We start from the raw sequence: 26,006 nt of genomic DNA, 5'->3' as shown, positions 1-26,006 counted from the left end.
TACATGAATCGTCAGCTTTCTATCGTTTGGTTGACTACTTGTCTGCTACTCTGGCTGGCCACGATTACGTTTGCACAAACTACCGTACTCACGGGCTATGTAACCGATGCGACAACCGGTAAGCCCATGCCGTTTGCCAACGTTTACCTGAACGGCAGCACACGCGGCACACTCACCAATGAGCAGGGCCATTATTCGCTGTCGGGCGTGCCGCTCGGAACGGTTGAAGTGGTAGCTTCATTTATTGGCTACCAGTCACATCGGCGCATCTTTCGGTTGGATAATAGCCAGGATAACAAGGCTAATTTCCGTCTGAAACCAAGCGATCAAACGCTGGCTACCGTTACGGTTCGGGGCAATCTCAAAAAATGGCAGCAACACCTTAAGCAGTTCAAACGGCAACTACTGGGCGAGCCCTTTGGCGGACAGTGCCTGCTTATAAATCCTGATGCGCTGAGTTTTCATGAAGAAGACAGCCATTTGAAAGCAACCGCCAGCGAACCACTCGCTATTGAGAATCAGGCCTTAGGATATAAAATCTGGTACGATTTACTGTATTTCGATGGAACGTCGCAGAAGGTGTACTATGCTGGTGCGAGCCGTTTTGAAGAAATAAAACCAACGGATGAACGGCAGGCTAATCGGTTCCGGCGTAACCGGATGAGAGCCTACAAGGGGTCGACCCGCCATTTGATGGCCAGCCTGGTAGACAGTACCTACGAAAAAGAGGGCTTTCTGGCGTATCAGGAAGATCTGGTAGTGCCCATTGCCAAAACCAGAGAAGGCCGAACAACCCTCTACGGCTCTGTTAACGGGCGATTGAAGCCATTGAAAATAAAGGAACTGATTCAGCCGGGGCGATTGCCAACAGAACGGCGGCTGGTTTCGACTCGACCATTGGTGGTTTTTTATACCAATGCCATGTCGGCTTACTCGCCTTATTTCGATGCACGTTTTGCTTACTCGCAGATTGCGCTCCCCGCCGGGCAACTGGAAATGACCGCCGATGGAACGATCACGCTGCCCTTTGGCGCCGAAATTCAGGGTTCCCTCGCCGACGACCGACTATCGACGATGTTACCCGCCGACTGGACCCCTAACCCTGCCGATGCGGAGCCTACCACAACGAGTGCGCCGGTTGTTACGCAGGGGAAATTGATGCCTCCCGATGCCCGGATGAATCGCATTGCAACGGCCTTCAACGACCGGTTTCAGGCGTTGGCACCGGTTCTGTTTATGCACACCGATAAGCCGTTATACGCCACCGGCGACCGGGTCTGGTTGAGTACGTATCTGCTCGATGCGGCTACGAACCGCCTGCCGCTGGGTGAAACGGCTATTCATACCGATTTATTAACGGCATCGGGAAAACTTGTGCAGCACCAGTGGCTACGGATCATGGATGGTCGTGCTGTGGGCAATTTCCGCCTGTCTGATACGCTGACGTCGGGTACTTATCGACTACGGGCTTACACCGACGAAGACGACGGCCAGCATCGACCCGCCTTTGAACGATCTATTGCCGTGTATAACATACTTCAGGGGCCAGTGTCGAAATCAGTCGATACCGCCCGGAAGTTAGTTGATGTTCAGATACTGCCCGAAGGGGGGCGCTGGCTGGTGGGATTATCTGCCCGGCTGGGCATTAAAATTGTTCAGCCAGATGGGCATGGACTGCTAATGCCGGGCCGGATTGTCAATGAAGAGGGAACGGAAATAGTCCGGTTTTCTACAAATAAGCTGGGGATGGGCAGTGTTGTTATGACGCCACAAAAAGGCAGAAAGTACTATGCCGAAGTGCTCCATATGAATCAGCAGCAGTTAGTGCCAATTCTCCCCGCCGAACCGGAAGGGCTCACGCTGTCTGTTGATGCGGTTAGCGATACCAACCGACTGGCAATCAATATCATCGGTGCCAGCCGACCCGCCATAGATTCGGTCTATGTGCTGGTTCAGCAGCAGGGACGATTGGTCGATCAGCGAAAAATATTGCTGGAAAATGGTGTGGCGCACGTAAGCCTGCCGATGGCTTCGTTGCCAGCGGGACTTGTGCAACTAACACTCTATGATGCAACTGCCCGCCCGCAAGCCGAACGGCTGGTGTTTTTGCCGGAGCGCGTGCCGTCCATACGGGTGATACTGGGGGTCAATAAAACCCGTTACCAACCTCGCGAAAAAGCTATTTTGAGCATTAATCTCAACGACGATGGGTTGCCTGTGTTGGCCGCTTTGTCGGCCTCCATCACCGACATTGGTCAGGTACCGGACGACTCGACAGCCGCTACTATTCATACCCATTTACTGTTAACGGGCGAACTGCGGGGGCGGGTCGAACAACCGAATTTCTATACCCAGACCAAATCGTCTACAACTCGCCGGGCTTTGGATGATCTGTTGTTAACGCAGGGCTGGCGACGCGTGAGGGGCACACTAGCAACAGAATTACTGGGGGGCGTGTCGCTGATGGGCCGGGTATTGACTGCCCAAAATCAGCCAATGGTGGGTGCACAGGTCATCGTCGCGTCTACTGCGGCAGAAAAGTCGTTTGTTCGGTCGGCGGGGACCGACGAACGGGGTCGTTTCAGGTTAGCAGGCTTTACCATTGCCGATACACTCAACGTGATGACTCAGATCGCGGATCGCCAGTTGAAAGATATTCCGACGAAAGATGCTCACCTGGTGCTGGAGGGACCGGAAGCCACCTGGGAGCCTGATACAACAAACATGCTTCCAAATTGGGTGGCACTGCGAGCGCAGTTAGAAGCGGCCCGAACCCGTCAGGAGGGCGATGCGGATTTGTACCGGGATAAAACGGCAAAATTGTTAAAAGAAGTGACTGTTAAGGCCAGAAAACCAGATGAACGCCCGGACGATGTTCGGCGGTCGAGTTTGCATAGCAACGCTGATGCCACGCTGGTATTCGACGATAAGTCTCCCCGGTTTCCGAATCTCTACGAAATGATACGGGGAAAGCTTTCGGGCGTGAGCGTGAGCCAGTCAATGACCGGGAGTTACCAGGTCGTCATTCGTGGAATTGGTAGCTTGGTGAGTAGTCCACAACCGCTGTTTCTGGTTGATGGTATGTCTATTCAGGACACCGATGGGACCGCGTTGTTGAACTTTAATCCGGGCGATATTGAGCGGATAGAAGTATTGAAAAATGCCGGCACTGCGGGAATTTATGGCGTTCGGGGCGGCAATGGCGTCATTGCCTTTTACTCTAAACGCTTTCGGCCGGGACAGTCTCAGGCCACCAGTGAAAAAGCCGGTATGAGACCGCTACAGGTAATTGGCTACCCATCGGTGATGCGGGAATTTTATGTACCCCGCTATGAAACTACAGATCGGCAAGTTGGCGAAGCCCTTACGGATCGTGTTGATCGGCGGGATGTTTTATACTGGAAACCCCTTATACAAACCGATAGCCAGGGGCATAGCCAACTGATATTTCCGTTGTCGGATGTTGTCAGAACACTACGGGTAGTGATACAAGGAGTCTCTGCCGATGGTCGGCCTGTGGTGGGTATCGAGCTAATTCGTGTGCAGTAACAAGGTCACTTGCTCCAGGCTGGCGCGGGAGTGCTGGCATCAAAAAGTTCGTCGATGTAATAATCCCGACGAGCGCGTTTATCGCATTCATCATTCCCGATCGGATACCGACAGGTAGCATAGACGGTCACGTCACTTAGATTCATAATGCTGACAAAAGCGCCATTTGGAAATTTATCGGTTTTGTGCGCCCGGCTTAACAGGCAGTGGCCCAGTTCATGAAAAACCAGACATTCGCGCTCATATTGATTGGCCTGTTGCCAGCAAAATGAATCATTGTTGAGTGTAATACGCGGTGTCCTGCCACTTTCTATCTGACACTGACCGCAAACATCTTCGCTTACGGCTGTCCCAAATGTAACAATCAGGTTCGCTGTCGAAACGGCCTTGTTTCGTTTCAGGGCTTCCTCCCGAAATGATTTAACAAAGGGTTCAACCTCTGCAGGTACGCTATACTGCGTTGGCTCGGGTTGCGGATCTGAATGACAGCCGGTAAGTCCAACTAAAATCAACAGGGTTATTAATGGAAGCGGACGCATGACTGTAGAAAGGAGGCTGGCGCGAGTATTTACCGCACGGATTTCCATGGTTTATGCAAGCGCGGGCGTATAGTTTTTGTCATATTTCTGCTGGCGGTTAACCACTGAGCAAACACGGTGGATGAGTTTATTGCGAACTGCATTCAGAACCAGCATCTTGTTTTTGCCTTCACCAATTTTTCGTTGGTAGTAATCTTGTAACTGCCCTTTCATCCGAATTGCTGACATGGCACCCAAATGAAAAAGAGATTTCAATCGAAGTCGGGCGTGCCGACTTACCCGCGTTTTACCACGGACACTACTACCTGATCGGTATTCACGGTATTCACTAGCTAGCTAGTTTGATTGCCTGGATCAACGATTACGCTTAGTCCGTAAAGCCTCTTTACAGAGTCCTTAGCGGAAGCATCTTACTCTTCGAACACGCCTGAAACGACTGACTCGCCGAACCATTTGCTTTTCGAAGTCTGTTGCGGTACATGACACAACAATCGGCCTATTTATGAATCAGTTTTTCTTTGCCGATAAACGCAGTTAAGCCACTACCCATTCATCGAAATAACATTTACTCAAACATCTTGTTACTTAAACAAGTTTTTAATTAATATTATTGCAGTATTTTGGCCATTTTTTCTCCAAAAGAACACTCGTGTATTATTTTAGCTCACACAACAATATAATTTTTATGTAGCCTAAAATAATAAAATTAGTAGAGAGTTACCGTCTAGTAGATAATTTTTATTATCTCTATTACAAAATAAATTTGTGTTATAATTGTAAATTGAGCATCAGACATAGATATTAGTGACCTAAGAATTATAACAAAGTTTATTCTATGAATGCAATTATAGAGACAAATCTACAATAGCAGTACATGAATTATATATACCTCTTCCAAACCTATGGATAAAAACTTTATCTTTTGTAAGCCTGTTAACTCAGACATCAATTTATATAAATTGAGTAGTAGATATACTTTAAAAACTTCTCAATCGTCATCAAACCTGATTTATCAAAAATGGTACTATATAGGTTTCAATAAGTTTAGATTATATTTAGTAGGGACTATTATCATAAAAAGATTTTTATCAAAAGAGAACTCCTTCTATATATATTATAGAAAACGTTCACGTGATTTTCTCACCGCTATTTCCGTAATTACTTATAATTATTTCCACTGTTACATACGTACAAACGGTGTTGTCTATGTTGAACCCGGTAAGGTTCGCATTGCTGATACGGATTGTACTTGCCAGCTTTTACCGATCACTATTAGTGCGTTATTCTTCATCGCCATTATTGTCGGTAGCTTTTAAAGCAAATGAACATGAATCCCAACGTATATACGCCCTATCAAACCGCTGATGTAGAATCAAAATATAATCTAGGTACTCTACTGATCCGGTATGTGCGCAACTGGCCTTGGTTTATGCTTTCAATACTCTTAGCGCAAGCAGCCGCCTACATATATCTGCTTTATCAACCACTTGTCTATAATGTTCAAGCCAGTGTCTTAATTAAAGACGAGAGAAAAGGCATTTCGGAACAGAGTGCAATGAAAGAAACAAATATCTTCACGCAAACTAAATTAGTGGAGAATGAGATCGAAATTCTCAGGTCATATTCACTAATGGACCGAGTCGTGACTAACCTAGGGCTCGATGTCCAGTATTACCGACCGACTCGCACTCTAAAAAAACATATTTACCAAGAATCGCCAATCCGATTGATTGTGGAGAAACCAACTTCGCAACTGTATATGGAAGAACTTAAATTCTTGTTTGTCGATTCAAAAATGGTGAAGTTGAATGGACACATGTACCCTGTGAACCAAAGTATCAAGACACCTTACGGTCAATTACGGATATTTGTACGTAAACCCCTCAGTAGCAAACTTAAACCCATTTTTGCTACCGTATCATTGCATAATGATGCGGTTGAAGGTTATTTGGGAAATCTAAAAATTGGATCAACTACGATGCTTTCCACAGTATTAGTGATGAATTTACAGGAAGCCGTTCCTAGTAGAGGTGAAGCCATTTTAAACCAACTCATCAGCGAGTACAATAAAGAAGCTGTTGTCGATAAAAATAATCAGGCAAGCAGTACCCTTAATTTTATTGAGGATCGACTGGCGCTGATTTCTGGCGAGTTGTCTAACGTCGAAAAAGAGGTTGAATCATATAAGTCAACGCACGGCATCACAGATTTGAGCGTACAGGCCGAAAAATTCTTGACGACAGTTAAGGACAATGATTTGCAACTCAATGACGTCAATATGCGTCTGGGAGCTTTAGCGGATGTTGAAAGATATGTTCAGAGTCATTCAGGACGGAAAGGTGTCGCCCCTGCAACCTTGGGATTAAGCGAGCCTATCTTAACAAGTTTGCTGACAAAAGCGGCTGAACTTGAATTAAAACGAGAAGATTTGTTAAAGACGACATCTTCAGGTAGTCCGTTGATTGAATCGCTCGACAGCCAATTGAAGAATACGAATGCCGCTATAAGTGAAAATATTGAGACTATCCGACAGCAGTTAATCAGTAACCGAAATCAGCTCGTTGCCAACAACCAGCGAATGGAGGGTATGATTCGTACTGTGCCTGGTAAAGAACGGGCCCTATTGAACATTACCCGGCAACAGGGCATCAAGAACAACTTATATACTTATCTGCTGCAAAAGCGGGAAGAGACTGCCCTTTCGGCTGCGTCCAGAGTTTCCGACAGCCGGATAGTCGACCCGGCACATACGACCAGTCAACCGGTGAAGCCTGTTAGGATGATGATTTTCGCTCTCTTTTCTCTCGTAGGTTTGGTTATACCCATTGGCATTATCACAGCTAAGGATATGGTGAATGATCATGTCCTGCGTCGGGCAGATGTAGAAGAGGTTACTCAGATTCCTATTATTGGCGAAGTAATAAAAGAGCGGCAGGTAGGTACTGAAAGCTTCGTATTTAAATCGCGAATGCATTCAGTCATTGGCGAGCAGATACGGGCCTTGCGCACCAACCTGCTCTTCCTGAATGGCGACGCCCAAAAGAATCAGGTGATCCTGTTTACTTCCAGCATCAGTGGCGAAGGGAAATCATTCATATCATTGAACCTCGGCGCAAGTTTAGCCCTTGTCAATCGCAAAACGGTTATTGTGGATATGGATATGCGCAAGCCTAAGCTCCATAAGAGTCTGCATCTTGAAAACAAGTTAGGTTTAAGCAATTACCTGACGGGCGAAGCCGACATTGACAACTTACTTCATCCCGTTATTGGTCACGAGAATTACTACATCATTACAGCGGGCTCGTTACCACTAAATCCATCTGAATTGTTAAGCTCCACTCACTTAGCCGAGTTGTTTACCAAGTTAAAGGAGCGTTTCGAGTACATACTTGTTGATTCACCACCCGTTGGTTTAGTAACCGACTCACAGTTAATTGCACCTTTCGCCGATGCGACTATGTTCTTAGTACGGCATGACCACACATCCAAGAAATACATTAAAATGATAGATGCCTTGTATAAAGAACAACGCTTACCAAACCTGAGAATTATCTTAAACGGCGTAAAAGAAGGTGAGTCGCATTATTACAGTCATAACTATGGCGATTATCGGGAGCTAAAAAAAAAGTAAATTAAGCAACAGTTCCTAACATTACCTGTTACTAAACCACAACTATGCTAACAACTTCCAATTGTATATATAATGCAATTACACTTTTTTGGGTAATGGCTTAACTGCGTTGAATAGGGTATCTTTGTGAATGGTCTTAGAAGCAGTTTCCTGTAAGCATTGTGGGCAAACCAAACACGTCAAACGGTATGGTACCACTCGCGCTGGTACCCAACGCTACCGATGCTATGACTGCGGTCGAACCTTTGTCCAAACCTACACGCATAAGGCTCGTGACCCCTTGGTCAAAGAGCAAATCACTCAGATGGTACTCAACGGAGCAGGGATACGTGATACCGCCCGTGTTTTAGGCGTCAACCGGAACACCGTTAGCGCTCAGTTTAAAAAAAACGGGGCCGCCCGTGCGGCAGTGAAGTCGTCCATGTCAACCCCTTGTACGTCGATAGAGGCTTGAAGATGAGTCTCAAAGTTGACGAGATGTGGTTCTACGTGGGTAATAAAAAGCGACCCCGCTGGCTGTGGTGGGTGGAGGATGCAGGAACAGGAGAGATTATTGCCTTCGTTTTTGGCCGCCGTACTCACCAAACCTTTCGATATTTGCTAAGTCTATTGGAGCGGGCTAAAATTGAGGTAATCAGGTGGATAACGGACTCTTGGTAGGCCTACTTTGATTGCCTGGATCAACGATTACGCTTAGTCCGTAAAGCCTCTTTACAGAGTCCTTAGCGGAAGCATCTTACTCTTCGAACACGCCTGAAACGACTGACTCGCCGAACCATTTGCTTTTCGAAGTCTGTTGCGGTACATGACACAACAATCGGCCTATTTATGAATCAGTTTTTCTTTGCCGATAAACGCAGTTAAGCCACTACCAGCATAAGTAAAATACAATTGCTTTTACAATCGATAATAATTTCCTAACTTAGATCTGTGAATTTAATAGTGAACTACTGAGTTAAAGTTAAAGAATTTGTTTAAGTAAAGAAAACGAGCAGCGAGTTATGCCTTGGTACGTACTTTTTATAAAGTCTCGTAATGAAAAAAAAGAAGCCCAAAAGCTGCGAGAACGAAATATAGAGGTCTATTATCCTTTAGTTAAAAAGAAACGCCAATGGTCGGATCGGATCAGAATAATCGAAGAGCTCCTTTTCAGTTCCTATTGCTTTATTAATTTAGAAAAGCACCAGCGCGACCAGGTATTTGGAATTACAGGTATCGTTCGGTAGCTGTTTTGGTAAAATAAACCAGCTGTGGTATGAGATGTTGAAATAGAAGCATTCAAGTATATGCTCAATGACATAGATTATTCTTTAATTCGGGTAGAAACTTTCTTTCCATTGCAGCGGGTGAGAATTACGTCAGGCAGCTTCACAGATATCGAAGGAAAAGTGATTCATCAACAGGAAAAAGAACTAAGCTTACAAGTTAATTCTTTGCAAATAGTAGTGAAGGTCGACCTAGCAAAAACACTGGCCTCGATTTAGGATCATTTTGTAATTACAGTTTTTTTATTTGTTTGTTGTAATAGGTAAGTTCTAATTGGGACTGAAAAGACGAAGCCATAATATAACGATAAAAGATAATCACTGATTACCAAATAAATAGGATCAAGGTATATATCCAGTTCGATTACTTCACAACCTTTCCACTTACTCAAAAGCAGAATATCATACTCCCTTAAATCTTTTACAAGAACTGAAAGAACAAAAAATCAGCATTTCGGTGACCAAACGATGTGATGATCAAATCGCTCCGACGATCCATTCAAGACGACATGAGATTGCTTTTTGTACTTGCTAAAGAGTACATCTACCTAGCAGGTCGGTTCACTGGTGTTATAGCAAAATAGTTCATCACCACCTCTTAAGATGGATGATCACTGAGTCTCATTTAAATACTAATTTAACGATATTTAAAATCATATTCTATAGATGTCACTAAAACACATACTTGCTCTATCTACACTTCTATTATTTATAATATGTTTTCATACAGCTAACAACAAAAAAAAATCTTATGTAACCTTGGTATTGGTTTTTTTTCCATTAATAGATTTACATATTACTAATGAAAAATACGGAACATTTACAGTATTTGATGGATTCTCATATTATATTCTTATTATTCTCATTAAAGACTTTGTACTTAACTTGAATTTTAAACAAATCTATTTTATTTTATTCTGTATTTTAACCGTAGTTCTATGTGTCAGTTGTATATTATCTGAATTTTTTCTTCCCTCATTATTGAATACCATAAAATATCTCTCCATTTTTTTATATGCACAAATAGTAATTGATGTTTGTAAAAATGATCATAAGTTTATTGAACATATAGTAAAGTATTTGAAAATAAGTTGTTTGCTTTCAATAATATTCTTTGTAATTCAATTGTCTGTTGGTTTAAAATTTTCATTTTATCCGGAGCTAAACCCAAATACGATCGAAAGTGGTATGATACGATATCCAAGTTTCTTTTACGATTCTCAGATGTATTCACAATTTCTTTCTATGTGTGGTTTCTTATTTTTATTTAGAATAGGAAAAGATGAAACGAGAAAAATAATTTACAAGACAGTTATATTTTTAATTGTTGTAACTGTGATATTTATGACTGGAGGAAGGGCAGGGTTTTTAGGATTATGTGGAGGTATATTTCTTTTAACTATTTCGAGTAAAGCTAAATTTCGTATTTTTATTTTTACAGTATGTGTATTTAGTTATTTAGTTATAAATAATTTCCCACAGGCTTTCGTAATTTTTAATCGTAGCGAAGCAATTGATGATTCTTTTAATATTCGCTCTAGGATCTGGAGCGAAGCGTATCAAACTTTTGAACTCAATCCTATTTGGGGTGTTGGTGTGGGCCAGTACGAAAATTACAATTTACTAAATTATAACTATCTTTATAATATAGTAAATGATAAATTTGTTTATTACGGTACTGAAAGCGGTTATTTAAAGATATTGGCTGAATGTGGTATTTTAGGATTTATAATTATTTTCATAATTATATTATTACCGATTATTAAATCTGTAAAATTTTATATAAGAAAGAAAGTGAATTATAATATCATGTTTTTAATAGCAGGAATTATTGCTTGGATGATTGCATTTATAACTTCAAACACTTTAGACGATAAAAGAATAGTAGTATTGTTATCTACAATGCTTTGTTTATTAATATTAGCCGAAAAACTGGCAAATAACAAATATGTTCACAAAAATAGAATTACCCATATCTAGTATATCTAGAAACTTAATTGTCAAAAATAGTTTCTGGGGAATCTTTGCTCAGGTTTCGCAAAGTATTTTACTCAGTATTTTTTTCGTGATTACCGCTAAGAAATACTCAACTTATGACTTTTCAAATTATATAATAGTTACTGTAATGTGTCAATTAATTATTGCTTTTTCACAGCTTGGATTAGGACATTGGTTTATTAGAGAAATATCTACTACAATAGATAAAGAAGATTTAATGAGTAAATTTTTTAAAATACAATTAGTTCTTGGTGTAGTATTTTACTTTGTAAATATTATAATTATCTATGCTCTATATGACAACAGAGAAATTCATATTTTGGCTATAATATTTGGGTTAAATATTATTTTTGACAATATGATTAATGCCATAAAGGGCTTAAACATAGCAATGTTTGATCAAAAAAGAACATTTATTATTTTAACTATAGAATCCATCTTAAAATTTATTATTGCATGTTTATTATTTATTTATCCTTTTTCAATACTTATTTTGACAATCGCTATGATTATAGTGAGATTTATTTCACTTAATTTGTTTTTAACTTTTGGTTCATCTAATATTTTAAATATAAGAAAAATATATAAATATAAAATAAATATTAATGACTTGAAAATATTAATATTTGCAAATTGGCCTTTTATTATTGTCGGTGCGTCTTCTGTATTAAATTGGCGGATCTCTACAATCATAATTTCTAAATTTTTATCACCCATAGATATAGCTAATTACGAAATTTCCTATAAATTATTTGCTATAGCCCAAATATTACCGATAATAGTTTCATCATCTATCTTTCCGATTTTGATAAAATTATTTAATCAAGGAGAAATTAATAATTTTAAATCTTTTTATAGGACAGTTCAAATAGGATATTTTCTATTTGGCTTGTTATCTTATTCTTTTGTGTATTCATTCGCTAATTACATTTTACACATTGCATTTGGCCAAATGTATATTAATGCAACGATATATTCGCAACAAATGTTTCTTACAATGCTATTGTTCCCAACTGTATTTTTACAGGCCAATATGCTTATTGCTATGAAACTAGAAAAACTTGACATGTGGATTAATGTTATTACTTTGCTAATTAATGTTATCTTTTGTATTTTAGGTTTGCATTATGTAAAATCATTAACAGTAATTAATTTTGCCATTTTTATATCATTTTTAGTTTTTCATATCCTTCAAGACGTTAGCTTGTTTAGAAAAAAAATTTCAGAATTAAAAAATATAATAGAATTTTATGGCCTAAGTCTATTAACCGTGATTTTCTACATATTTTCGTCAAAACTAATCAACCCCTTGCTTTGCTTTTTTTTATATTGGCTAATAATTTTGGGGTATTTTATTATAATACCTAAGAAGAATAAGACTATGTTTTTTACATTAAAATAGATACTAATTAGCAAGTAAATAGTAATCTTAAGAAACTGAACATCTTCTTTAGAGCGATTAAGAATGTTTAACTATCCCCAGTTATGCACAAGGTTTATCGATGGCGGTGCTAGACTCCTTCTCATTTGGCTTACCTGTTATTACCACTCCAGTCGGTGGTATTCCAGATATGTTAACTAATTCAGTAAATGCATTAATTTTTGAAGCGGGGGATGTTGGTGCTCTTTCTAAGTGCCTTGAACGTTGCATGAACGATTCTCATTTTAGACACTCTCTATCCGATTCTTTTATAAACTGGCTTCGACTATTTTTAACATAATCGTTATCTTGCTTAAAATAAAATCCTTGTATTTAGAATTGTTAGACAGCTGATTACAATTAACGATTCCTCTCGGATCTAAGAAGATGTTTGGAAATTACATTCTTGTTATGCGCGCACAGCTCCATTCCCTTATCAATCGGGTAGTAGCGTTCGTGGTAGAACGCGCGTGTCGCCTATGGCCGACAATCAGATGAAAACCCTACTTCTACTTATTAGATAGTGAGTAACCACCTTCTCAGAAGGTGGCTTAAATATCGAGCAAAGCCTTCTCGGGTTCAACGAAAACCAATTGTTCCTGTTTTAATGCCTCTACCAGTCTGGGTGAGGACGAAATAGTAAATTTAGAGGGGCAGCCCATAACACAAGGGTGGTGTAAGAAACGGTGGGCGTAGCCCGTCAGAACATTAACACCAGCCGAGAAAGTGAATTTTTAAGGTCTATTAAACAGATGATTGAAGATAAGCATTTGGCCGATCGGGTATATAATCTAGGTTTTCGCTCAGACGTTACAAAAGTGCTTGCTGCTTGGATATCTTTGTGCTGCCTTCCGTTCCAGACCCTCTGCTTACCGTCGTCTTAGAAGCAGCCTGTGATGGCTACCGCCAACGCGGGGCCCTAGAGATGGTCGAAGATGATATTGCAGGAGTGCTGATTCCCAAACGGCAGTAGCGGGTTTCGATCACCTCATTACCGATCCTGTCTTACGTTCCCAAATGGGGCTAAGGGGTTCCAACGGGTGTTACACCTTTTCTCAAAGGAGCATTACGACCAAGCACTTTTGAACCTGATCGTAACCCTTGCGAGTCGATAAGTCTATAAACTTCATAAAAATGATACAGCTTTCAATCATTGTGCCCATTTACAACAAGGCCGATTATCTGGATAATTGCCTGGAATCCGTGCTCAACCAGTCGTTTACCACTTTTGAGCTCATTCTAATCAATGATGGATCTACCGATGCTAGTGGTGAAATATGTGATTATTATGAGAAGAAGGACGCCCGTGTGAAAGTGATTCACCAGTCTAACGGCGGGGTTTCCAAAGCCCGAAACGCGGGTCTTGCTGTCGCATCAGGGACTTACATTGGATTCGTAGACAGTGATGACGTACTGGAAATGGATATGTATGAAACCCTTATCAGCAACGCTCAAACGTACAATGCCGAGGTTTCAATTTGTGGGGTAAGACGCATAACACCTGGTAAAGTGCAGCATTTGGGTGGACAGACGGGTATCAAAATTTACCAGAAAGATGAAGCTGTAAGCGCTTTGCTCAATGGCGAACTGTTACTGAGTACGTATGAAAAAATATTCAAGGCCTCTACGGTTAAAAACATTATGTATGAGCCACCGCTTTTTGAAGACACGTTTTACAATTTCGAGGCTCTTAAAAATGCTGAACGGATCGTCTATGACCCCGCCATCAAATACAACTATATCCTCAGGGGCAACTCCCATAGTATGGCTTCTTTCAATGCCAAGTACATGAATACTACCGTATTATCAAAGAAAATGCTAGACATCACTTGCCAGGAATTACCTTCACTGACGGACCAGGCAAAGGTATTTGATTTTAACACTAACTTAATGGTGTTAAACATTATTCTTATGGAATCCAAAACAAAGCACTATTCGCAGTATTGCTCAATCGCTAACAATTTGAAGGCGTATGCCAGCTACTATTTAACCGCTAAAGGAATTAAGGCTAAGCGTCGATATGGTTATCTGCTATTCAGGGTATCACCCACGCTGTATCAGTGGGTGCTAAAACTTTATGGATATGCTACGCAGTCCGATCATCTCAAGCGTAAAGCCGCAGCGACTTGATCGCTGCTCAATTTGATATACGCTAATGACTTCAACCGTCGTGCAAGACTGGGCCACTAACCAGGGTAATTAAAAAGGGAAACTTGTAATGACACTGTTTCGGCTGGCCTCCTTCCTCCGACAATGTCCGCTGTTAGGGCTATTTTTTTACTATTTTTTGTTTTCCGGGTCGTGGTAGAATCGGGTAAAGTGTAAGAGTAGTACAATACTTTCACTTGAAATCATCAATTACTGTATTTAAGCCATTTACAGCCATAATTTTGGGACTATCAAACTTGAATTACTCAAAACGTATACTTCCTTTCAGAAAACTCAATAAATGAGCAGGTTTCGTGAAATTTGATTCCGCGAACGGCAATATAAAACGTTTATAAGGGTTGAAAATGTGAAATTAGTTCATTCTCTATCCGTTTCGCTCAATCGACCGTTTAAATGAAAAATATGCTTATAACGAATTGATTTTTAATATTTTAACTGCTCTAAAATATAGTATTGTACAAGTTATGCTGAATACCCGGAAAGGGGTCTGGAATCGGGGCCCTTTCCTGCATGATGGTTCGCTGGCCAGCCTGGAGGATGTCCTGGATGTCCCTCGCTTACGGGATGACTATATCCCCACCGGATTCAAACGAGTGGACGTCAGAACCCAGGCCGTCAAAGGCCATGAATTTGGGTTAGATCTGAATGGGACCGATTGACAGGCCTTTATTGCTTACCTGAAAACGTTGTACTATATGATTCGAATGCTTAGTTTCTTCGTACTTGGTTTACTCTTTCAGTTGCCGAACAATCCGGAAGCAATAAAACCCGCATCCAGTGTCAAGTTTCAGATTCGGAATGCAGGCATCATCGTCACGGGTTCTTTTTCGTATCTGCAAACGGCCATCCACTTCGATCCGGCTCACCCGGAAGCGAGTTTATTAGCGGCAAGCTTGGGGGCGGCTACCATCCACACCGGTATTGCCTTATGGGATGCTCATTTGCAGAAACGAGGCTATTTTGATACTGAACACTTTCCGCGCATCAAAATGGTCGCTAAACGTATTCAAAAACAGGCAAATACGCGTTACGTAGGCCTGTTTAATCTCACGATCCGGTCTGTAACGAGGCCGATATAAATTCCTTATTGTTAAGTCCCTACAGGCCCGAAGGGACATCTGAGGAGCCAGTTCAGGGTGAATCGCCAGGATTTCGGCCTTGGCAGTACCAGCTTGATTCTGTCCGACGAGGTAACGATATTGATTGATGTGGAGACAGACTTTTTGATTCGCTAAGAAGACGACAATAAGCAATCCAAACTAAACCTCCTTTTGTCGATGACCTTGAGATCCTATAAACGTTCATATGCTTGTTAACAGGATGGCGAATTACATTTGCCCTAGCTTGTAATCATCGGTGGTGGCCCAACTGTGTTGAAATAGGTATCTTTGAGCATGGTTTTAGAAGCAGTTGTTTGTAAGCATTGTGGCCATACTCAGCAGGTTCAGCGTTTCGGCAAGACCCGTAATGGCACTCAGCGGTATCGCTGTGGCGATTGCCACCGAACGTTTGTGGCCTTCTACACACATAAAGCCTGTGATCCAACAGTCCAGGCCCAACTTACCCAGCTGTGTATTTCGGAGATGCTGGTTCTGATTCAATCTCGGTGATGAGTACAATTTCGAAATAGCACCCGTCGGCGCAACAAGTCAAAACCTGCCCGACCATACCCTTGTCGTTTAAGCATTTTCAACCGGTTTACTTGACCCTCCGTCTGCCCATTACTCCATTGCGATTTGAATGCCTGTCCGACAGCCGCATAGTCCTGACGCAAGCCTCGGACAAATCCTGTATAAGCAGCCACTTTTTCGGCATCTGCACACCACTTATGATGCGCCCCATATTTAGGACCACTTGCTAAATTGGATAACGGGCTAACTTTAGACCCGTATGAAAGGCAAAACAAAACGCAAGTTTACCGCCGACTTCAAGCTGAAAGTCGTTCTTGAAGTCCTGAAAGAAAAGGACACACTGGCTACTATCAGCAAGCGACATGAGCTGCACCCAAACCAGATCAGCGACTGGAAGAAACAGTTTTTAGAATCAGCGACGACCTTTTTTGACGCCACGGGAAAAGCTACGCCGAGTTTGACTGAGCCGGATGTAGCCCTGCTATATGAACAGATCGGCAGGCTACAAATGGAGTTGATGTTCTTTAAAAAAAAGTTGCCCCTATAAGTCTGACCCAACGTCGTGCGCTAATCGACCCGAGCGCAGCGGGTAGTTTGCGTCAACAATGCCAGTGGGTGGGATTGCACTGCTCAGTCTACTACTACCAACCTGTGGCAGCTGATGCAGAAGACTTGTCGCTGATGCGTTTGTTAGACGAGCAGTACTTGCTTACACCATTCTATGGCTATCGCAAGATGCAACTGGTTTTGGCTCAGTCAGGTTACCAAGTGAATCATAAACGTGTCCGTCGATTGATGCAAGTGATTGGTATCGAGACTATTTACCCTAAGCCAAATACGTCAAAGCCAGCGCCTGGGCATCGAATATACCCTTATCTACTACGGGGCTTGAACATCTTCCAAGTGCATCAGGTCTGGGCTACCGACATCACATATATCTCCATGAAAGCGGGTTATATGTACCTGATTGCTATCATTGATTTGTATAGTCGGTACGTGTTGACGTGGGCAGTTTGCAATACAATGACGGCTGATTGGTGTAGTCAGGTACTTAAGCAGGCCTTGGCGATGTATCCGGCTCCTACTATTTTTAACACTGATCAGGGGAGTCAGTTTACGGCTGATGTCTTCACGGACTTACTTCTAAAAGCTAATGTCCAAATCTCAATGGATGGCAAGGGCCGTGCTATCGACAATATTTTTGTGGAGCGTCTTTGGCGTAAAGTCAAATACGAGGATATTCACTTAAAAGCGTATGCAGATGGCTGGGAATTAGAAGTGGGCTTAGCGACCTATTTCGAGTTTTACAATTGCCGACGTTTTCATCAGTCGGGTGCATTTCAAATTGTCGCTACGCGGCCATTGCGTAATTGAAGGGTTCGATATGTTTTCTAACCAACTCCCAGCGTTCGCTCATAAAGCAAGTGCGTAGATTTAGCACATGTTGAGCACCGGCCACACTCCAGCGTTGGCCCGATCGCTTCAGCCTTTTTTGGACCACCGTCCGGTGGGCTGATTCAATGGCTCCCGAACCGATTAACAGACCCCGCTTTTGATAACCCGCATAGTCCATCCGGTCGCGATTGGACTCCAGATAAGAACAAACTGAATCCCGTAAGCTCCTCTTCTAGCTAGCTAGGGTCCAATTCATCGCTGTCAGGCTGTTTACGACCAACAGGCCAACTGGGAAGAGCAGGACATGTACCTATTCTTTTTGCCGACTTACAGTCCGCACCTGAATCCGATCGAAATTCTGTGGCGGTTCCTAAAGTATCGGTGGTTGCAGAAGCTCCATTACAGTTCATGGAGTCGTCTGAAAAAGGCCGTTTTTGCTATCATTCGTTTATTTGGTCAAGAATATCGGATCTGTTTTGACGGGTTAGTGAATCGAAATAAAGTGAAGTTTAATTCTGCGTGATTACTTAAGTAATTGAGCAGAATTAAAATGCATTATTAAACACAGAGACATAGAAAACACAAAGTTTTAATTAATTCATTTTCAATATTTTATGTCTCTGTGTTCTCTGGGCCTCTGTGTTTAATAAATTAGCTTACTTACTCAACTAATTCTCAAAAACTTAATGAATAGACGCGTCATGACTTCACAAAATGAAATTCCCGGAAAGGTTAACGACCGAAAAATATTCCTGGCAGTCTCCGTTTTCTACGTGATTGCCGTTCTAATCAGGTATTTGACAAACAAAACTCAACTCCTGTCAGGCATTGATAACACCTTTATAAAAGTAATTTTACAAGCTATCGGACCAACCATTGGCGCACTGGTGGCGTTCAGGTTTTTTCAGATTAAACCCGTAATGACCCTTAAGGGCGACTTCAAAAATTTCTTTGTGCCATTAGCCATTTATTGGTTATTGCCTGTTATTCTGATTGAGACAACTGCCTATTTTTCAACGAGTACGTTGCCGAGAGTTGCCGTTATTACAATTCTGGTGTATGGGTTATTTGAAGAGATTGGCTGGCGTGGATTTTTACAGCAGGCATTGGTTTCTCTGCCAAAATTTGTCCGGATTACATTAATAACTGTTTTATGGTTTGCCTGGCATTTAAATTTTGAGATGAGTCTGTCGAATCTGACTTTTTTTCTGATATTATTTGCTGGAAGCTGGGCGTTGGGTTTTATAGCAGAAAAAACAAATTGTCTACTCGCGGTTTCGGCTATTCACTCGCTTAATAATTTTTTCTCTGATTCGAATGTATATAAAATCGGTGTATTGTCATTTCTTTTACTTGTTTGGGTTTTAAGTATAGTGTACAGGAATAAATTGGGCGGGAATAAGATAAATAGCTATCTACCCGTAACATTGGTTTAACAGGGTAGGGCTTTTTTAGAAAAACTAGATTCACCCATTAATGGCAAAAAGTGGCCCACGAATAATTAAAATGGTGTCATGTTACCTCAAACGAATTCCGGTCGCGCAGTGCGCGACCGGAAGGGATCGTAAACCATTTTTTGCGGACGTTTAGCAGGGTGAATAACAAGAGAATTGACTCTTTCGGGGTCCGAAGAGATTCAGATGGTTTGATCAGGCAGCCAAATCCTGATCGGTATAGGAATCTAAATCCGAAAAGTTAAAGTCGCCAAACAGGTCATTGGCTGATATGCTCCAGTTATTATCGTACAAGTCGTCCTGATCGAGCAGGTCGTCGGTATTAATCGTGCGCCCAATGGCTCTGATCTCATTGGCAAGTGGGTGAAGAGGACGTGTTTTCATAGTTGTAGAACGTGTTAGCTAGTTTGATTGAACGCCTTTTAGAAGAATCCTTCCGGCTGTTGTCTGTATCAAATTTGCGTACTAAATCATCGTCCTTCAATAATCCATACAACTACTTTAGCCTTTTAACGTATACATTATAACGTTTGGGCATACGGCATTCGTTAGGCAGTACTTTTCTCGTTACTTGTCTGCTGACGGGCCCGGACGGAGTCGTAATACTTGGCTAAGCAATGGTAAAGGACCAATTCGTATGCCCGCTGCTTCGAGGGGAATAACCGGTTCACCACCATGTGGATAAGGCTGCCCGCAATGGAATAAAGCTGAACATCGTCCGGGGTTTGGTCGCTTAGTTGCCGAAGCAGAGCCGCCTGCTGGTCGGTCCAGTTTTCCTGCCCGTTTAGTAGCGGAAAAGGTCGGTTCAGGGCGTGTTCCAGCAGGGTTCGGTACGAGCGGTACTGCTCGTTCAACTGCTGACGAAGGATTGAATCACCTTTAAATTCGTCGAAAAAACGTTCTTTCATCTCGTTCATCAGCTTAAGCCGCTGTTCGGATGTGCGCGTCATGCTATTCAGAATGGCGTCGATTTTATGAATGGCAAAGCCGAAGCGCAGATTCTCGTCGAAAATGTCTCCTGTCTGGGCCAGAAACTGAAGCGTCGATACACTATCGTGGTAAAATAGATTCTCGCACAGGTCAATCTGTTCCAGGCCATACCGTTCGAGTTCGCGCTGGTAGGTGTCGGTCTGAATCTTGTGCACCTCGCCCCGCTGGATGTGTACGTGTAAGGATCGCTCAATTGCCCGAATTACGTAATGGTAGAACTCGACATGTGGATTGCCCCGGAAACGCAGCCGTAGGTGCGGGTCGATGTCCTTATACCGAACGAAGTGAAACTGGTTGATGATCTGGGTACTGAGTAACTGTTGAACGATCGGATAAATGTCGTGAACGAGCAGGGTATCGGCTACTTTTTCGCCAGTGTAAATTTTGAGGTACAGCCACTCACTGCCGACAGAGAATCGGCGCTGCGGACGCTCACGTTCCTGACTAACCAGCGGCTTCATAACCGGTGCACTCATGTTCCGAAATGGAAGAATCAACTCATGCGTGAACCGGTGTTCGTCCTGCTGAAGCGGACACTGTTCGGCCACCGAAAGAAACTCGGTGATCCGGATCGTCAGATTCTTGCGTAGATCCTGCTCAAGTAAGTGCAGCGATTCAGTCACCTGAGTGTTAATCAGTAATTCATTATCGGCAACCGTAATAACAAACTGCGTTGGAATGCCCTTGGCCGCCAGTAGGGCAGGCCAGTCTGCGGTGCGGTTCATGGGCAGTTCGTCCCGCTTGAGGAGCCAGGTAGCCCGGCTAAGAATCATATTGCGGTAGCGCACCCTGGGCAGATACGTCTGCTGATTGAGCTGCCCCCAGTTCCAGCGGACATTCAGGTATGAATCTTGGTATTGAAGGTCACACAGAAACCGGTAAATGGGTAATCCATGTTGAAAATTGTGTGCATTTGACAGCCGGGGAATCACCCGTTTGTTGAGCCGTTTCGACCGGAGAACCAATTTCTCGTCGTGAATGGAAATAAACAAATCCGTCAGGGGAATCTGATGCGACGCAGGCACCGACGACCGACCCATATACGGAATTTCGTAGGAATACAATGACGGCCGGGTGAGAATATTACCCGTTCTCGACTCAGGAAAATGGACAATTTCGGCCAGAATAACGTCTGGATGATACTCTTCTTCGTCGAACGCGCACTCACGCACCTGTTCAGATAGTATCGGGTTACCGTCGCAAAAGCGGGTCATCAGATTTATGGCAGAAGGCCCCTGACTGGACAGTAAATTAAACCGAAAATCACCCCGGTCGAGGGCAGCTTCATCAGTAGCCAGCAGCGTACCGAACAGGTAAAAACTGCTGGGTAGCGGGTTGGGCTGTGCGTGCTGCCGGATGTGGTTCAGGTCGGCATCCGTCAGTTCTATTTCTGGTCGGTTTTCGCGTAATGCGTTGGCAAATTTACTCAGCACAAACGTTTGCCACCAGTTCCAGTCCGGCGGGGTCTGGTCGGTTTCTGCGCCGGGGAGCGATAAACTGTCAATCAGTGGAGCATACCCAACGCCCAGCGTCGACTGACCACCATAGCCGACCCCGCACTCCTGATCCAGGGCGTAGGCCAGTGAGATTTCTTCGTGTTCATACCGATCGTAGAAACGACGTTTGAATTCGGCAAAATCGGGCGATTGATAGGATTGGTTCAATACCAGCAGCGCTTCAAACTGCTTCTGAAGTGTTCGAATAACCTGTTTGCTAACCTGATACGTATCGTCCGGATAAAACGTATCGACCTGAACCGGATCGGTTCCGGCAAGCGGGATGTCCTGCTTTTGAAAGAACTCACGCGTAGCCGTATACAGGGTAATCGGGTCCGGGGACAGATGAGGGGCTGGCTGTAGTTGACGCATCGACGTCACGAACTCGTTCATACTGGGCAACTCCGACAGCTGGCTGAGCAAATTGCTCAGGTAGGAGATTCCGGTTCCCGTTGGTTCTATTTCGTGAATCAGCAATTGACTGTCGAGCAACTGCTGCAGGTACTCCTGCGCGTCATCGGCCTCGGCCCCGTAACGAACCAGCAGGTCGGCCAGTTCCTGAATTGTAACCCCGTTTTGGGCTTCGGCCAGCAACGCCGTCAGGTAATCGTCGACGGTAACGGAACTAACAAAGTACTGGCGCTGCTGGTCTTCCCGCTGTTGCTCGACATACCGCAGCGTATCGCCGACCGGGTACAGGGTAGAATTCGGATAGACCCGTATGGCATTACGCACCGATACCCGGTCTACCAGATGCTCTTTAAGGAGAATCAGCGATTCCATGCTAGGCCGCGCGTATGGATGCTGCACCTGACTGACCGGCCGGAGAATGGTTTTATCGCCGATGGTACCTACCGCACACCCGGCAAACAACCCATAGGGCGTGCAACGGGTACACATCCGAATCAGATATTTGTACAGGGTGGCCATCAGCTTTTTTTGTTCCGATACAGGCTCGTTCGCCAGCCATCGCTGACAGCGTTCATACAGCGGTTGCGACGCTACGTAAATGGCCTGCTGGGCAAATGGGTCGGAATACCAGACTCTCAGCACAGCTTCCAGTGGCTGGGTATCTAACTGGTTATATAACTGGTGTAAGAATTGAATAGAATATGTTGGTCGGCGAAGAATGAAGAACGAGTAGGGCTGTATCATACTAAGGCAGGTTGCATACCCAAGCATATTACGCATTAATCTCGTTTTAATAACAGACGTATATATTATTTAATTTGTTTATAATGTGCTGTGGCAGAAACTCTTATGTAAATAAAAATAGTTATGTGTTGACAATGAATATAACGTATATACATCGTCAATACACGTATTTCTTCTATTTTATAAATGTACATACTTAGTATAATCAGTAGCACTGGTACGCGTGATGACACGTTCAAGGAGTGACAATTGACTATCTTTTCGTTTCTGAATGTGGGGTAGTTTTGCCATTTTGTACAAAATCCGTCACTTGCCTTTAATTCCGTGTAATACGAATGGAGCCTTTTTGCGAGATACTAACTTTTTAATATCTGTCCAACACTATCCGTAGTATACGCTCTGGAGTTGACGGAATCGGCGGGGCAGCCCGACCTGTGGTCAGGTTGATCGTAAAAACTACTTGGTGCAGTATACTCGGTAGCCCAACTCCAGCACGCTATTCGTCGCCTTGCGAAGGCGGCTTTGTCGCTTCAAAAACACCTGTTGCTTTTGCCATAACAACCCGGCTTATCTAAAGCGTTACTCACCAAAAACCGATCGTCTTTTGGCCTTAACAGTGGCCCCCTACAAAGTTCATGAACAGTGAGCGTGTCGCCTGAGTTGTTATAGAAAAAACAATATGCAAACGCCCTACGAGTTTTTACAAGCACAATTGACATCCCAGCAACCCCTAATGGAGACGGAAGAAGGGGGGTATTTAGTTTCGGAGGTAACTGTTGTTGATGAGACGACGAATGCCTTTACATTTAGCCTGACTGGTTATGGCCTGATGGCTGGCAGTACGTTGGCCGGAAGCGTAGAGGATTCCCAAGATGCCAACTATCCAGGCACCTACAATTTTGTGGCTGGCGACGCTGATGCAAACAAGCCCGTGCACCAAAACTACAGCCACGACAACGTCCTGTTGTTCTTTACGCAGGGAATCACCGTCTAGCTTTTTGGCTAAGCGTATCCGTAACTCGATCAAATCATAAACCGTTATGCCGCGGATGACGGTCTGAAATGAGTTTGTCAGTGCGTGTATTTCTTTATACGCCCATTCTATGGTTAGAGTGGGCGTCCCTTTTTTAGACCTTCTTCTAACGGACGGTCAGCCGCCTTTTAAGCTATTAGTGGTGAACCGGAAGGGGTGACCATGCTGCCCACCCTTGTCACTGCCCCTAAAGTGATGCAACACCCTGTGAAAGAGGTTGAGTTTGCCCTTAAAATCGAACAGTTGTTTGGTAAACTCCTGGCTCATTTTTTATTTTGGGTACTTCAGGTGTAAACGATTTGGTGCGGGCAGGTTTGTTAATCCAAGTAGGTTGCCGTGAAAAAGGCGTTTGAGGCCTTTAAAGCGGTAGGTGACCAGCTTTTGATGCCGGTCATGGCAATTGGCTGCGAGTAGGTAAGCAAAAAAGAAGCAGACGCATGCAAGCTCACGTGTCTCGCATAGGAGCATTTTTATGAGACACTAACTTTTTAATTTCTGTCAACCACAAGCCGTCACATACGATTTTGCCCCTACTTGACAGTTAAAACAGATTATGAAAATGACCTTATGCTGCCTAATTCGGAGATTGTGCTGTAAGACGCGCCGGAGTAGATCTACCAGTATATATTACCTTTTCTGACTGGCGGCTCTGAATTCGTTAGGTGAGAGGCCTAGTTCCGCCCTAAAAATTTTGGCGAAGTAGGAGCTATCGAAGTAGTTAAGCTGGGAAGCAACTTCCAGAATGGTTAGATCGGTAAACGTCAACAAACGTTTAGCTTCCAGTATACTACGCGCCCGAATGACTGCGGTGGCCGTTTTGCCGGTTACGTGTTTGGTAATAAAATTTAGTTGGTGCTGCGTTATATGTAGCATAGCCGCGTAGGCGTTAGCCGTGATATTTCTGGCGAAATGCCTATCCAGTAAACACTTGAACTTTTTGTAGACGATCAGGTATCTTTTTGATATTCGTTGTCCACTCTGATTATTAATAGAGCGCTGAATTTGTTGCAGCAGGATATGCAGGAGTGATTGGCAAATGGCCAACGAGGAATCTGTATGATGGCGTTCGACTAAAATCAAGTTGATTGTGTGTCTTATAGCCGCGTAGCTTTCCTCGTCTGGACGAATACAGGCGTTGGTATGAACGTTGTCTAAAAAGATGAGCTCAAATAACCTGTCTTTGTTCTGATAGTTGAGCAGAAAAAAGTCCTCGGTAAACAGGATGCTGCCACCGGCTAGGTGCTCCCACTCTTCGAAAAAGTGAAGCTGTCCGGGCGAAATAAAAAACAACGACTGTGGCGTCAACGCATACTCGGTGTAGTCAATGGTCTGTTTACTTTCCCCCGAGTCGATCCAGATAATTTCATAGAACGTATGTTTGTGCGGATCCTCAACGTCCGGGACATCCATCTGGCCAAACTGAGTTATTTCAAACTCGGTGTGGTTGCCGGGCTGGTTAATGAAGTGACCGATGGAATAGGTGGGGAAGATAGGTTGCATACGCAGTAATACAAAATTTATTTACCACTCACTTTTGGTTAGCGTTGGCATATAATTAGGACACTCGTCAAAACTACTCAGACTGTGTGAACACACAGTCAGGGTGTTTTGAGTTAATTCACCTTGTACTGGTTATCAGGGAGTAATCTCCGAATAATACCGAATAAGGTCCTTTTCGTACTACCAGCCCGGCTTATAGCGGGTGCACCTTTGCATCGTACTTTAAATACACAACTCGTATGATGACGGAAGCACAAATCACAGCCGCCGTAGATGAACTCGTGGCGCTGGTTGCCAAAGGGAAGCCCATGGATGCCTTTGAAAAGTTTTACCATAACGACATTGAAAAAACTGATTTAGATGGGATAACCCATCAGGGTAAAGTACTGATCGAAAAGCTCGGTCACGAACAACTCGCGAATATTCGGCAAGTGCGGGATTTTAGCGCCCTAGCAACGGTAATCAAGAGTAACCGCAGCTTTATTGTCTGGTCTATTGATCTTGACACCATGCAAGGGCCGTTAAATGTGGTGGAAGTGACCATCCAGGACTGGCAGGATGGTCAGATTATCCGTGAACGGTATTTTGCGTAAGTACTCTGCCAGTCAACTGTCGCCAAGTAAGGGCAATTGGCTGTTTAGTCAAATCAATGAAATGATATGCAGCAGAAGATATGGTTTATTACGGGTATTTCCAGTGGTTTAGGTCAGGCTTTAGCGCAGGCCATTCTGGAAAAGATGTGTATGTTCTAGGAACGTTCCGGTATCAGCACCAGGCCGAT

At 43.4% G+C, this 26,006-nt stretch carries 21 protein-coding genes and 7 pseudogenes; 21 read left to right on the top strand and 7 right to left on the bottom strand.

Annotated features, from left to right (window positions below; translation table 11 throughout):
• Nucleotides 1–3: 3 nt before the first annotated feature.
• Nucleotides 4–3,549: a carboxypeptidase regulatory-like domain-containing protein gene (locus CWM47_RS36695; RefSeq protein ID WP_100993429.1), complete on the top strand. Its 3,546-nt coding sequence runs from the start codon at nt 4–6 to the stop codon at nt 3,547–3,549.
• A gap of 5 nt (nt 3,550–3,554) precedes the next feature.
• On the opposite strand, the gene CWM47_RS36690 is transcribed toward CWM47_RS36695, so the two are convergent.
• Both CWM47_RS36690 and CWM47_RS36685 read right to left on the bottom strand, forming a co-directional pair.
• A complete protein-coding gene (locus CWM47_RS36690; RefSeq protein WP_100994188.1) occupies nt 3,555–4,088 on the bottom strand; it encodes a hypothetical protein in 534 nt (177 codons plus the stop codon).
• 51 nt (nt 4,089–4,139) lie between these two features.
• Nucleotides 4,140–4,406, bottom strand: a pseudogene (locus CWM47_RS36685) (transposase); the annotation flags it as partial.
• Between the two features lie 82 nt (nt 4,407–4,488).
• On the opposite strand from CWM47_RS36685, the pseudogene CWM47_RS36680 reads away from it, so the two are divergent.
• The 13 genes and pseudogenes from CWM47_RS36680 to CWM47_RS40710 form a co-directional block, all read left to right on the top strand.
• Nucleotides 4,489–4,626 (top strand): annotated as a pseudogene (locus CWM47_RS36680) (IS1 family transposase); the annotation flags it as partial.
• Nucleotides 4,627–5,415: 789 nt separating this feature from the next.
• Nucleotides 5,416–7,719 carry a GumC family protein gene (locus tag CWM47_RS36675; protein WP_317046691.1) on the top strand — a complete coding sequence of 768 codons (2,304 nt, stop codon included), beginning with the start codon at nt 5,416–5,418 and terminating at the stop codon, nt 7,717–7,719.
• A gap of 130 nt (nt 7,720–7,849) precedes the next feature.
• Nucleotides 7,850–8,173, top strand: a complete 324-nt coding sequence (locus CWM47_RS36670) for an IS1-like element transposase (protein ID WP_100993427.1) — start codon at nt 7,850–7,852, stop codon at nt 8,171–8,173.
• A 2-nt stretch (nt 8,174–8,175) separates the two neighbouring features.
• Nucleotides 8,176–8,583, top strand: a pseudogene (locus tag CWM47_RS39645) (IS1 family transposase).
• Between the two features lie 137 nt (nt 8,584–8,720).
• A complete protein-coding gene (locus CWM47_RS40560) occupies nt 8,721–8,945 on the top strand; it encodes a UpxY family transcription antiterminator (RefSeq protein ID WP_100993425.1) in 225 nt (74 codons plus the stop codon).
• Nucleotides 8,946–10,208: 1,263 nt separating this feature from the next.
• Nucleotides 10,209–10,964: an O-antigen ligase family protein gene (locus CWM47_RS38605; RefSeq protein ID WP_157816193.1), complete on the top strand. Its 756-nt coding sequence runs from the start codon at nt 10,209–10,211 to the stop codon at nt 10,962–10,964.
• Nucleotides 10,933–12,384, top strand: a complete 1,452-nt coding sequence (locus CWM47_RS36640) for an oligosaccharide flippase family protein (RefSeq protein WP_100993422.1) — start codon at nt 10,933–10,935, stop codon at nt 12,382–12,384. The genes CWM47_RS38605 and CWM47_RS36640 overlap by 32 nt, the downstream gene beginning before the upstream one ends.
• 73 nt (nt 12,385–12,457) lie before the next feature.
• A complete protein-coding gene (locus CWM47_RS40555) occupies nt 12,458–12,703 on the top strand; it encodes a glycosyltransferase (protein ID WP_394342035.1) in 246 nt (81 codons plus the stop codon).
• A gap of 103 nt (nt 12,704–12,806) precedes the next feature.
• Nucleotides 12,807–12,911, top strand: a pseudogene (locus tag CWM47_RS36630) (transposase); the annotation flags it as partial.
• A gap of 625 nt (nt 12,912–13,536) precedes the next feature.
• A complete protein-coding gene (locus CWM47_RS36625; protein WP_100993420.1) occupies nt 13,537–14,532 on the top strand; it encodes a glycosyltransferase in 996 nt (331 codons plus the stop codon).
• A 503-nt stretch (nt 14,533–15,035) separates the two neighbouring features.
• A complete protein-coding gene (locus CWM47_RS36620; protein ID WP_100993419.1) occupies nt 15,036–15,230 on the top strand; it encodes a hypothetical protein in 195 nt (64 codons plus the stop codon).
• 36 nt (nt 15,231–15,266) lie between these two features.
• Nucleotides 15,267–15,650, top strand: coding sequence for a YceI family protein (locus tag CWM47_RS36615; protein WP_100993418.1), 384 nt, complete (start codon nt 15,267–15,269; stop codon nt 15,648–15,650).
• A 315-nt stretch (nt 15,651–15,965) separates the two neighbouring features.
• Nucleotides 15,966–16,181, top strand: a complete 216-nt coding sequence (locus CWM47_RS40710; protein WP_449448541.1) for an IS1/IS1595 family N-terminal zinc-binding domain-containing protein — start codon at nt 15,966–15,968, stop codon at nt 16,179–16,181.
• On the opposite strand, the pseudogene CWM47_RS38870 reads toward CWM47_RS40710, so the two are convergent.
• A pseudogene (locus CWM47_RS38870) lies at nt 16,169–16,405 on the bottom strand (transposase); the annotation flags it as partial. The gene CWM47_RS40710 and the pseudogene CWM47_RS38870 overlap by 13 nt on opposite strands.
• Nucleotides 16,406–16,461: 56 nt before the next feature.
• On the opposite strand from CWM47_RS38870, the gene CWM47_RS36600 reads away from it, so the two are divergent.
• Entirely contained in the window at nt 16,462–16,749 is a 288-nt protein-coding gene (locus CWM47_RS36600; protein ID WP_100993415.1) for a transposase, read from the top strand.
• Nucleotides 16,746–17,576 carry an IS3 family transposase gene (locus CWM47_RS36595; RefSeq protein ID WP_317046744.1) on the top strand — a complete coding sequence of 277 codons (831 nt, stop codon included), beginning with the start codon at nt 16,746–16,748 and terminating at the stop codon, nt 17,574–17,576. The genes CWM47_RS36600 and CWM47_RS36595 overlap by 4 nt, the downstream gene beginning before the upstream one ends.
• On the opposite strand, the pseudogene CWM47_RS36590 reads toward CWM47_RS36595, so the two are convergent.
• Nucleotides 17,554–17,823 (bottom strand): annotated as a pseudogene (locus CWM47_RS36590) (ISLre2-like element ISRsl1 family transposase); the annotation flags it as partial. The gene CWM47_RS36595 and the pseudogene CWM47_RS36590 sit on opposite strands and share 23 nt — an antisense overlap.
• Before the next feature lie 24 nt (nt 17,824–17,847).
• On the opposite strand from CWM47_RS36590, the pseudogene CWM47_RS39640 reads away from it, so the two are divergent.
• A pseudogene (locus tag CWM47_RS39640) lies at nt 17,848–17,983 on the top strand (transposase); the annotation flags it as partial.
• A 534-nt stretch (nt 17,984–18,517) separates the two neighbouring features.
• Entirely contained in the window at nt 18,518–19,033 is a 516-nt protein-coding gene (locus CWM47_RS36580; RefSeq protein WP_206170577.1) for a CPBP family intramembrane glutamic endopeptidase, read from the top strand.
• Nucleotides 19,034–19,246: 213 nt separating this feature from the next.
• Here CWM47_RS36580 and CWM47_RS36575 read toward each other — a convergent pair whose 3' ends face one another.
• Together CWM47_RS36575 and CWM47_RS36570 are read right to left on the bottom strand one after the other, a co-directional pair.
• On the bottom strand, nt 19,247–19,435 hold the full coding sequence (locus CWM47_RS36575) for a hypothetical protein (protein WP_100993412.1): 189 nt from the start codon (nt 19,433–19,435) through the stop codon (nt 19,247–19,249).
• A gap of 164 nt (nt 19,436–19,599) precedes the next feature.
• Complete coding sequence (locus CWM47_RS36570) at nt 19,600–22,692, bottom strand: lantibiotic dehydratase (protein WP_100994186.1); 3,093 nt, start codon at nt 22,690–22,692, stop codon at nt 19,600–19,602.
• Between the two features lie 679 nt (nt 22,693–23,371).
• Here CWM47_RS36570 and CWM47_RS36565 point away from each other — a divergent pair.
• The gene (locus CWM47_RS36565; protein WP_100993411.1) at nt 23,372–23,686 is read left to right on the top strand and encodes a hypothetical protein; all 315 of its coding nucleotides are present in this window, start codon (nt 23,372–23,374) and stop codon (nt 23,684–23,686) included.
• A 201-nt stretch (nt 23,687–23,887) separates the two neighbouring features.
• Complete coding sequence (locus CWM47_RS39945) at nt 23,888–24,019, top strand: hypothetical protein (protein WP_262512000.1); 132 nt, start codon at nt 23,888–23,890, stop codon at nt 24,017–24,019.
• 333 nt (nt 24,020–24,352) lie between these two features.
• On the opposite strand, the gene CWM47_RS36560 is transcribed toward CWM47_RS39945, so the two are convergent.
• Nucleotides 24,353–25,225, bottom strand: a complete 873-nt coding sequence (locus CWM47_RS36560) for an AraC family transcriptional regulator (RefSeq protein ID WP_100993410.1) — start codon at nt 25,223–25,225, stop codon at nt 24,353–24,355.
• Between the two features lie 239 nt (nt 25,226–25,464).
• On the opposite strand from CWM47_RS36560, the gene CWM47_RS36555 reads away from it, so the two are divergent.
• The gene (locus CWM47_RS36555; RefSeq protein WP_206170576.1) at nt 25,465–25,818 is read left to right on the top strand and encodes a hypothetical protein; all 354 of its coding nucleotides are present in this window, start codon (nt 25,465–25,467) and stop codon (nt 25,816–25,818) included.
• Nucleotides 25,819–26,006: the final 188 nt, after the last annotated feature.

It is taken from the genome of Spirosoma pollinicola, assembly GCF_002831565.1.
Classification (GTDB): domain Bacteria; phylum Bacteroidota; class Bacteroidia; order Cytophagales; family Spirosomataceae; genus Spirosoma; species Spirosoma pollinicola.
This window is presented reverse-complemented; position numbering and strand designations above follow the sequence as displayed.